11 protein-coding genes, 1 pseudogene and 1 riboswitch are annotated in these 9,135 nt (G+C 39.2%); all 12 genes and pseudogenes read right to left on the reverse strand.

The features are described from left to right. Nucleotides 1–8: 8 nt before the first annotated feature. Nucleotides 9–120: riboswitch (FMN riboswitch) on the reverse strand. Nucleotides 121–140: 20 nt separating this feature from the next. After that, a complete protein-coding gene (locus tag OCV70_RS17235; protein ID WP_004844992.1) occupies nt 141–536 on the reverse strand; it encodes a pyridoxamine 5'-phosphate oxidase family protein in 396 nt (131 codons plus the stop codon). A 211-nt stretch (nt 537–747) separates the two neighbouring features. After that, nucleotides 748–1,182, reverse strand: a complete 435-nt coding sequence (locus OCV70_RS17240; protein WP_009243644.1) for an Rrf2 family transcriptional regulator — start codon at nt 1,180–1,182, stop codon at nt 748–750. A 154-nt stretch (nt 1,183–1,336) separates the two neighbouring features. Further along, nucleotides 1,337–2,305 (reverse strand): DUF6040 family protein, encoded by a 969-nt coding sequence (locus tag OCV70_RS17245; protein WP_243280850.1) that lies wholly within the window; start codon nt 2,303–2,305, stop codon nt 1,337–1,339. A gap of 166 nt (nt 2,306–2,471) precedes the next feature. Next, nucleotides 2,472–2,839: pseudogene (locus tag OCV70_RS17255) on the reverse strand (ACT domain-containing protein). Nucleotides 2,840–2,843: 4 nt separating this feature from the next. Next, the gene (locus tag OCV70_RS17260) at nt 2,844–3,206 is read right to left on the reverse strand and encodes a winged helix-turn-helix transcriptional regulator (RefSeq protein WP_021924325.1); all 363 of its coding nucleotides are present in this window, start codon (nt 3,204–3,206) and stop codon (nt 2,844–2,846) included. Between the two features lie 11 nt (nt 3,207–3,217). Further along, on the reverse strand, nt 3,218–3,619 hold the full coding sequence (locus tag OCV70_RS17265) for a pyridoxamine 5'-phosphate oxidase family protein (RefSeq protein ID WP_021924324.1): 402 nt from the start codon (nt 3,617–3,619) through the stop codon (nt 3,218–3,220). Nucleotides 3,620–3,772: 153 nt separating this feature from the next. Then, the gene (locus tag OCV70_RS17270) at nt 3,773–4,303 is read right to left on the reverse strand and encodes a flavodoxin family protein (protein ID WP_021924323.1); all 531 of its coding nucleotides are present in this window, start codon (nt 4,301–4,303) and stop codon (nt 3,773–3,775) included. A gap of 31 nt (nt 4,304–4,334) precedes the next feature. Further along, on the reverse strand, nt 4,335–5,828 hold the full coding sequence (locus tag OCV70_RS17275; protein ID WP_195588250.1) for a flavodoxin: 1,494 nt from the start codon (nt 5,826–5,828) through the stop codon (nt 4,335–4,337). Between the two features lie 32 nt (nt 5,829–5,860). Continuing rightward, nucleotides 5,861–6,436: a flavodoxin family protein gene (locus OCV70_RS17280; protein WP_021924321.1), complete on the reverse strand. Its 576-nt coding sequence runs from the start codon at nt 6,434–6,436 to the stop codon at nt 5,861–5,863. Then, on the reverse strand, nt 6,417–7,004 hold the full coding sequence (locus OCV70_RS17285) for an acyltransferase (RefSeq protein ID WP_021924320.1): 588 nt from the start codon (nt 7,002–7,004) through the stop codon (nt 6,417–6,419). Before OCV70_RS17285 ends, OCV70_RS17280 begins: the two co-directional genes overlap by 20 nt. A 20-nt stretch (nt 7,005–7,024) precedes the next feature. Beyond that, a complete protein-coding gene (locus OCV70_RS17290) occupies nt 7,025–8,794 on the reverse strand; it encodes a 1-deoxy-D-xylulose-5-phosphate synthase (protein WP_005426036.1) in 1,770 nt (589 codons plus the stop codon). A gap of 11 nt (nt 8,795–8,805) precedes the next feature. After that, the coding region (locus tag OCV70_RS17295; protein ID WP_262579924.1) for a hypothetical protein at nt 8,806–9,135 on the reverse strand (330 nt) is incomplete at its 5' end.

Below are 9,135 nucleotides of genomic sequence, written 5' to 3' on the forward strand. Positions count from 1 at the left end.
TTGTTTTATCATATCTTCTCTCATCCGGACTTTACCGTCGGTTATGGAATTGCACCATATCAGCTTTTGCTCGCAGACTATACTGCCGGTCAGGAATTACACCTTGCCCCGAAGACTGTAATTTTTTCTGTTAATTATCTTTAAAATTCATAAGGTGGATTTCCAGAGAAATCTGCGATTAAACCATGCGGATTTTCAAGATAGAATACCTCAAAAATAGGATTATCTGCTGTCTGGTACTGTCCCTTAACGATAGGATTGTTCATGCATCCTTCCTTTACACTCTTGTTGTCCTCAAATACTGCTTTGCCATGAAGGCGAATCCATGCGTATTCAGGGGAAGATACTGATACTTCTACTTCAGGATTTGCTAACATATCCTTGTAAACATCCTTTGTGTTGTTAGTACAGAACCAAAGCTTTCCGTCCTGCTCAAAACAGAACATGAATGGACGGCATTTTGCCTTTCCATCTCTTCCGACGGTTGCTAAATACTGAACCGGGTTTTTCTGTAAAAATTCTACTACTTTCTGCATTTTAAATTACCTCCTTGATATGTTGTAACAACGATTATTACATCTTGTAGCTATACAATATCATCCGTTTAATGTAATGTCAATAGTTACATCAAACTTTTTGTAACTTTTTCTGTTACAACTCCTTTTGAAGATTTTACATTGATTATGAAAAACGAAAAGGCTCCGGAAATTGTGATGATATAATCACTCATCCGAAGCCTTCTGTAGGCTACTCTTCCTCTGTATACACTGCAATATCTTTTTTCACATCAGCAAGTGTCATTTCTGAAAGTTTTTCCTCCATTGCCTTCTGTACTTCTAACAGTCTCTTATCAAGAACATGGTGAATATTCTTTCCTACCGGACATTTCTGATTGGGATTCTCATGAAAATGAAACAGTTCTTCATCTGGTGCACATTCCACTGCTTTATACACATCAAGGAATGTAATCTGCTCCAATGGTCTGGTAATTGTCACACCGCCTGTCCCTCTTGCAACTTCAATAAGACCAGCAGCCTTTAATTGTTGCAATATTTTACGAACAATCACCGGATTAGTTCCAATGCTTGCTGCCATAAAATCACTAGTCATCTTCTGATCCGAAAATGTATCTATACAGGCAAACATATGGATTGCCATTGTAAATCTGCTTGAAATCTGCATTATAAACACCTCTCTTTGACAGTAATCATATCAAAAAACAGATGTAATTTCAATGGTTACATTGTTGTTGAAAACTTAATATAAATACAATCAATAGTCTGCTTTAGAAAAAACAGGAAGATACTTTACAAAATCTTCCTGTTTTCTTTTTGTTTTAGTAATATCCTCGTTCCTCCCGCCAGTCTTTCACATAACATCGGATTCCAATATAGACCACATGCACCAGCAGTAACAATACAATGAGGTTTATCGACATGACAGATTTTATCCGTTCACCAAAGTAGATTGCGATAGCTGTACTCATTATTGCCACCATAATGCTGAGTATATCCCAACAATATTTCCGGTAGATTTTTCCAACCTGATATCCAATCCAAACTATAATCAATCCTGTTATTATGAATAAAATTCCTATAACAATAGTTGCAATCAGCCAGTACACAATCCCGGAAATGATGCTGTTTGAAATTACATTACTTAACTGTCCGAAAGAATCTGCACCTATGACAAACTCCCGAAACAAGCTTCCTATTCCTTTTCCTAACGCACCGAAAAAGGTGCTACAGTCGTTAAGGAAAACTGGCGAAAGAATAGCGGTAAACAGCGTTGTCGTTATGCTGTACCATGCCAGCAGAAACAAGATACTTTCATAACCAATCGTCATATTTTTATATTTCTTTTCTAACTGGCTTTTACGGTTATCGCATTTTTCTTTTGCTTTCTGGTAAGCAATACGGTCACATTTTTCACATTTCTCATAAGGCACTTTTTTCTCAACAGCTACCTCTACCGTCTTTTGGTGTGTCTGTGTATAAAGTTTTTCCTGCTCTGCTTTTTCATACTTAAATTTCCATGCCACGACTTCTGCGTCGGCTCTTTTCCTTCTGTTTGTCTCGTTGGTCAATCGCTCCTCTGTTTGCCTTAATCTTGTCCGCAATGCTTCGATATTCTCGGCTCTGTTTTCACTGTTCAATTTCTCGTTCAAGGTCAGCGATTCGCTTAGCTGCCTGTTCAGTTCCTGGATTGTCTGGTCTTTCTGATCCAGTTCGTCCTGCATCTGTTCTGTCATCAGCAAAAGTTCTTCCACCTGCCCGACGTTCTCTGAGTTTCTGCATCCGTTCATCAATTTCCCTCTTAAAATTTAAGTGCTGGTATTATGAAACAGCAATGAAAGATGGTAATGAAGATACGATAAATGCCATGTTACCTGATAAACTTCCAAAAAATATACAGAAACTATATGACAAAGGACATGAATGATTTTTGTTTCTTCTTCAAGCTGGAATCTGTTAATCGGTAATCTTATATCCTGTAGTCTGAAGAACTTCCAATGCTTTTTGATAGTTTTCTTTTTTATCAATACATAGTCTGTGTTGTAGGTCGATACTGCAAAAATTGAAATCCCATTATCAGCTAATATAGTAGCAATTTTAGCCAGTATTCCAATTAAGGAAAAATCCAGTACTCCCTGAATACGAAAAGCTTTCCAACCATCATCACGTTGAATCGTATTTTTGGGAACTTCACTTGTAATGCACACTAACGATTTTTCTTCATCTGTTTTTTCAATAAAGCTATATTCAGAATCTAAATTTACAAGTGAATAATCTTTTACCTGACACACTGTAAAGTCTTGCTCAATCCTTTTTATTTCCATAAACTTATTCATTATCCTTTTTCATGAATTCAATATATTCCTGCCCCCAATTATGCATCGCTTCTATTACCGGATGAAATTTTTTCCCAATTTCTGTCAGCGAATATTCTACCTTAGGCGGAATCGACTCATATTGTTTTCGCTCCACCAGACCATTTTCCACCAATGTCTTTAATTGAACAGATAAAGTCGCATGTGTCATCTTTGGCATAAGACGCAAAAGATCATTGAAACGGATGGGACCATCTTCCAGATAATGCATAATTAAGACAGCCCATTTTCCTGAAATCAAACTCTGTGCTGTCGCATAAGGACATTTCCCAAAACGATCTTCCATTGTCGAATCCGTTTCAAATAATCTTTTCATATCATTACCTCTTATACATCAAATTCATCTTTTAAATCCATCATTCCACGAATCTCTGCATGACCATTCTCAATATAGAACATTCCCATCTCCCAGCCATTTTTATCATACAGATTCATAATCTCTGGCATTGCTGTACGCACCTTTTCCAAAAGAGCCTCATCTTTCACAATCTTTACAGTTCCATCATAACGCATGAATTCATTACCATTAAGAGCTAACACTTCAACATGCGAATTTTTCGTTAACTGTGAGAAAACATTTTTGAATGTGCCACATCCAAAATATAATTTACCATCGTCTAACATATGGAATCCAAATGGACGTCCCTTGGGTTTATCTCCATATGTAGTCAAAAAATAAAATATTTTTGCCTCATCTAAAAATTGGTTTACTTTTTCAATATTTGTCATATTGGTATCCTCCTTGTTTGTGTGGTCATATTTTTGAACTGGTTTAATTATATGACCGATAAAATAATACATCAAGTACGATTATTTTTGATACTTGGTATCTTTGAGAATACCTAAAAATTTGCTTTATTTCCCATACAAACATCGATTTATCTACCTCAGCGATGCCCCGAACTCCCTTAGTTCTTCTCTCTTCTTCTCGCTCTTGTTTTCAGACCCATATGCTTTAAACACACCCATGTTTTCAAGTCCAAGATAATCCAGAAAGTCTCCTTTGAACGAGAAAAGAGCACCCTCATACATATTAGCATCTCCGGAGCTAAGTATCATAGCAGCCTTTTTCAAATTCTTCGGTCCTCTCGGATATGCCGCAGAATAAAATCTGTCGATTACACATTTTAGCTGACCGGATATACCGTGATAATAAATGGGCGATGCAATGACAAGCATTTCTGCTTCTTTCAAAAGATTATATACATCCTGCATATCATCCTTCTGAATACACTCACCGTGCCCTTTGCCATGACAGTATTCACATGCCAAACATCCGCCTATCTTCTTTTTGCATACATCCACCACATCAACGGTATGTCCTGCACTCTCAGCACCTTTCTTAAATGTATTTACCATATCCTTGGTACTGCCCTGTGGACGTGGACTTCCGTTCAATACTAATATCTTCATTTTCATCACCTTTGCTTTTTAAACTTCAATTTTAATACCAGTCATGCTTCTCATTTTTTTCCAAGGCGTCAATCTGTTCCATCTCTTCATCAGTCAATTCAAAATCATACAACTGCGTGTTCTCCATGATGTGATCAGGATTGCTTGAACCCGGAATAACAACTACGTCATTCTGCAAATCCCATCTGAGAATAATCTGTGCAGATGACTTCTCATGCACCTGTGCAATTTTAGAAATCACTTCATTACCAAGCAAATCTGCTGTATATCCTCTACCGCCCAGAGGATACCAAGCCTGCACAACAATACCAAGACTTTGTATATACTCAACGTCTTCTCGTTCCTGATAATAGGGATGAATTTCATTCTGTACCAATGCAGGTGTAATGCTGACCTGCGGAAGAAAATCCTCCAGTTCTTCTATATACCAGTTGGATAATCCAATAGAATGTATCTTTCCGTCAGCCACTGCCTGCTCCATTGCCTTATATGCTTTCACGTCATTATCTCCGGGATGATGCAGCAGCATCATGTCAATATATCCGATATCCAGCTTTTCAAGTGCGTCTTCTATGGCTCTTTCGGGGTTTTCATACTGTTCACCTGGATATAACTTTGTGATAACAAAAATATCCTCTCGCTGAATTCCTAGTTCCTCCATGGACTCACGAATTGCCTGACCGACTTCCACTTCATTCTTGTACATATAGGCGGTATCAATCAGCCGCACACCATCTTTTAATGCCGTTTTTACAGACTCTACACATGTATCGTCCAGCAAGCTGTAAGTACCTAATCCATTGATTGGCATTGAATATCCGCTGTTCAGTAATACGGTTTTACTTTCGAAATTAAATACTCCCACCTCGTCTGCCTCCTTTTGTTTTGGATCATACGGCTTGATGTCAATGCTATCAAGCCAGTTTTCAATTTCACTTTCTGTTGTCTGTGAATCGAATCGTTTTCCCTCTTTCCACTCGGCTGAATCAGCACACAATTTTTCCAAATCAGTGGCACTGCTTCCAATACCGCTGGAATGAGAGGTACAGAATGGTACGATTGTCTTATTTTGAAAATCGTAGCTTTCCAAAAATGTAGAAATAATGCGTGGAGCCTGCCCATGCCAGATAGGATATGCGATCACAACTATCTGATACTTTGCCATATCCTCTACCTGACCGTTTATCTTCGGCCTTGCATCAGGGTCATTCTGCTCCTGATCCGCACGTCCATTTGTATAATAGGCTAAATCCTCATCGGTATATGGTTCTGCCGGCTGAATTTCATATAAATCTGCATTCAGATAGTCTGCCGCATATTTCGCCAGCTTTTCTGTAGTCCCCGTACAGGAAAAATAGGCAACCAAAATCTCTGTAACTGTATTCGAATCATTAGCTGATTCTGACGAACCATCTGTTTCCTGCGACTCTGTATTTTTAGCAGATGAATTTTGTGTTTCCGTTGCACAGGCTACTACTGTAAACAACAACAAAATAGATATCATTACACATAGTACTTGCTTCATTTTCTCACGCTCCTTAGTATGAGATACCCACATCATTCGCAACTTTTCAGTGTATTCAAAAGATACGACATATTCTGACCGAGATTTCGCATATTCGCAAGTCCTTCCTCATCTTTTTGCACGTCTCCCGGCATCTGCCCGTATCCCATATTCCAATATGTAGAACCTACCACTATCATTTCATGATTCAGGAAAAAGTGATTCATGGTATCAACTGCCTGCATTGCACCGCCTCTGCGAACTGCCGCAACCGCAGCTCCACCCTTATGTGTGAAAAGCCCTGGGTTCATATCAGCGACTACTGCCGCACGTTCCAGTAAAGCCTGCATGTTGGCAGATACATTTGCCGAATAGACCGGGGAACCCAGCAAGATGCCGTCCGCTTCCTTCATCTTCTCAAATACCTCTCGAAAGCTGTCCTTGCGGTGAACACAGTTTCCCTGACCACCGCAAGCCCAGCAAGCCTTACATGGTTCAATGACATTGCCTGCCAGTTGGATCATTTCCGTTTCAATCCCAGCTTTATTCAATTCCTCCAATACTGTATTGATGAGGATTGCGGTATTTCCATCCTTTCTTGCACTGCTGTTAATTGCTAAAACTTTCATTCTCTGTCTCCTCTACTTTCTTTATGATTTTCGCCGGAACTCCACCTACCACCGTATAAGGTGGTACGTCTTTCGTGACTACTGCTCCGGCTGCAACAACTGCCCATTCTCCAATGGTAACACCGGATAACACTGTAGCATTCGAGCCAATCCATACATGATTTCCAATTTTAATTGGGGCATAATGGTTCTTCCTGTTATTCTGTGGCAGAAGATCATGGTTGATCGTAGCAAGCACTACATTATGTCCAATCAATACACCATCCCCGATTTCAATTCCCCCCTGATCCTGAAAATGACATCCGGAATTGATAAATACATCTTTTCCGAATATAATATTCTTTCCAAAATCTGTATAAAACGGCGGAAAAAGACGGAAACTTTTATCTACAGCCTTACCGGTTAATTTACCCATGAGTTTCAACAGTTCTTCCGGTGTATGATAAGTCTGATTTATCTCCATACCGATTTTTATTGCTTCCTGAAACAAGGTATTTGCATACTCTTTTTCCTCACTCGTATGCTCTACTCCCTCACAGAATCCTCTGATAACATCTTCTGGTGTCACTGCTTTCAGCCTCCCAATTCTTATTTTAGCTGATTGCAAATATCCGCAATAATCTGAGCCGGTGTCATACCAACCTCTTTCAGTAATTCATTTGGGTCATATCGGTCATAAAATTTCTTCTCAAGTCCGTAATTTTTCACTTTCATATCAGAACTACCATAGAAGGAAGCTATTTTCTCGCCAAAACCGCCGCTTAAAATACCGTCTTCCATGGTAATGACCATCTGATGTCTTTCGGAAAGACTTTCCAGTAATTCTTTGTCAATACCAGAAGCAAAACGAGGATTGATCAGTGTCGGCGTAAAGCCAAGTTCTGCTTTTATTTTTGCACTGAGCTGTTCACCACGCTGATAAAAATCACCAAGTGCCAGAATTGCAACCTTTTCACCAGCTTCTTCCACTTTAAAATGATTCAGTCTGTCAAAATCCTTATCTGCTTCACGATAGGTTACCTGATTTCCGGGGATGAGAATCATAACAGGATGTTCCCTTTGATCAACTGACCAATCAAGCATAGAAAGGTATTCATCTTTTGAGGTAGGTGCAAGCACTACCAGATTCGGAACATTCGTGTATGCCGCCAGTCCAAAAATTCCAAGATGCGTAACATCTGTCAAACTATCAAAAGAATTGTAGTTTAAGAGAATCGTGACAGAACTATTGTTAATACATACATCATGGGAAATCTGGTCATACGCTCTTTGAATAAAGGTTGTGTTTGTAACCACAAGCGGCTTCGCACCGTTTTTTGCAGCACCAGATGCCATGGCAACCGCCTGTTCTTCCGCAATCCCTACATCCACATACTGCAATCCAAGCTCCTTTCGCTGTTCCTGATTTAAGCCTGCACTGCCCGGCATAGCAGGAGTAATCACAAGAAGCTCAGAATCACTTTTTGCTTTTCGCATAATATACTCAGCAGTGATAGATGTATAATCTTCTCCATCGCCAAAAGAGATTGTTGGTTTGCCTGTTTCACGGTCAAATGGCATACACCAATGCCATCCCTCTTTGTCTTTTTCAGCAATCTCATATCCCTTTCCTTTTTGTGTATGGATATGGACTACGATTGGATGATCCGTATCTTTCACCTTGCGGAATAAGGAAATCAGTGATGCTATGTCATTGCCGTTTTCCTCATATATATAATCTAATCCAAACGCTTTGAAGAGATTATTGGAAGCAGTTCCGCCTGTCTCTCTTAATTCGGCAAGATTTTTATACATTCCGCCATGTACTTCGGCAATCGACTGCTCATTATCATTTACTATAATAATTAAATTGGAGTTAATCTCTGATCCAGCTACATTCAATCCCTCTAGTGCTTCACCGCCTGAGAGGGAGCCATCACCAATAATTGCAATAATATTTTCTTTATCTCCTTTTATATCTCTCGCCTTAGCCAGACCCGTAGCTAAAGAAACTGAGGTCGAAGTGTGACCTACATTGAAGAAGTCATGTTCACTTTCTTCCGGATTTGTATAACCGGAATCCTCTGAAAAGTGCTCATCGGAAATATATCCATTCTTTCTTCCGGTCAAAATCTTATGAGGATAGCTCTGATGAGATACATCAAATATAAACTTATCCTTAGGCGAAGAGAAAACATAATGCATGGCAATCTCTGCCTCCACCATACCGAAATTTGGACCAAAGTGACCGCCGATTTTAGTCAACCGGTTAAACAATGCCTCTCTGATTTCCGAAGCAAGTTCCTCCAGCTGCTCCATAGACAATTTTTTTACATCTTCCGGTCCGTTAATTGTTTGAATAATTTTATAATCTGTCATTTACATTCTCCTTATCTATTTTCATTAGATTTCTTTAACGAGTAGATCAAATAATCCAGGCAATCTATGTTATCCTGATAAATATGTGTCTGTTCCATTAAATGTTTTCTATACACACATAACTGTGATAACAGCGCTTCTACATTGTTTTCTTGTGCCAGTTTCATGCAACACTGGATTGTTTTCTGATTACAGCCTGCGTCCACAAGATTCTGATAAATTATTCCATATTTGTCATTTGCTTCTGCCATCTGTCTGCGTCGAGTAGACTTTGTCTCGACTTTTTCACATCCTTTCATCATATATTGTTTTGCGATGAGAGGTTCAAGTCTCAAAAGCCC

The sequence above is a fragment of the Blautia acetigignens genome (assembly GCF_025566865.1).
Classification (GTDB): Bacteria; Bacillota; Clostridia; order Lachnospirales; family Lachnospiraceae; genus Blautia_A; species Blautia_A acetigignens.

Excerpts from the sequence above, each read along its gene's own strand:
- OCV70_RS17235 (WP_004844992.1), bottom strand. The coding sequence starts at position 536 with ATGCAGAAAGTAGTAGAATTTTTACAGAAAAACCCGGTTCAGTATTTA.
- OCV70_RS17240 (WP_009243644.1), bottom strand. The coding sequence starts at position 1,182 with ATGCAGATTTCAAGCAGATTTACAATGGCAATCCATATGTTTGCCTGT.
- OCV70_RS17245 (WP_243280850.1), bottom strand. The coding sequence starts at position 2,305 with ATGAACGGATGCAGAAACTCAGAGAACGTCGGGCAGGTGGAAGAACTT.
- OCV70_RS17260 (WP_021924325.1), bottom strand. The coding sequence starts at position 3,206 with ATGAAAAGATTATTTGAAACGGATTCGACAATGGAAGATCGTTTTGGG.
- OCV70_RS17265 (WP_021924324.1), bottom strand. The coding sequence starts at position 3,619 with ATGACAAATATTGAAAAAGTAAACCAATTTTTAGATGAGGCAAAAATA.
- OCV70_RS17270 (WP_021924323.1), bottom strand. The coding sequence starts at position 4,303 with ATGAAGATATTAGTATTGAACGGAAGTCCACGTCCACAGGGCAGTACC.
- OCV70_RS17275 (WP_195588250.1), bottom strand. The coding sequence starts at position 5,828 with ATGAAGCAAGTACTATGTGTAATGATATCTATTTTGTTGTTGTTTACA.
- OCV70_RS17280 (WP_021924321.1), bottom strand. The coding sequence starts at position 6,436 with ATGAAAGTTTTAGCAATTAACAGCAGTGCAAGAAAGGATGGAAATACC.
- OCV70_RS17290 (WP_005426036.1), bottom strand. The coding sequence starts at position 8,794 with ATGACAGATTATAAAATTATTCAAACAATTAACGGACCGGAAGATGTA.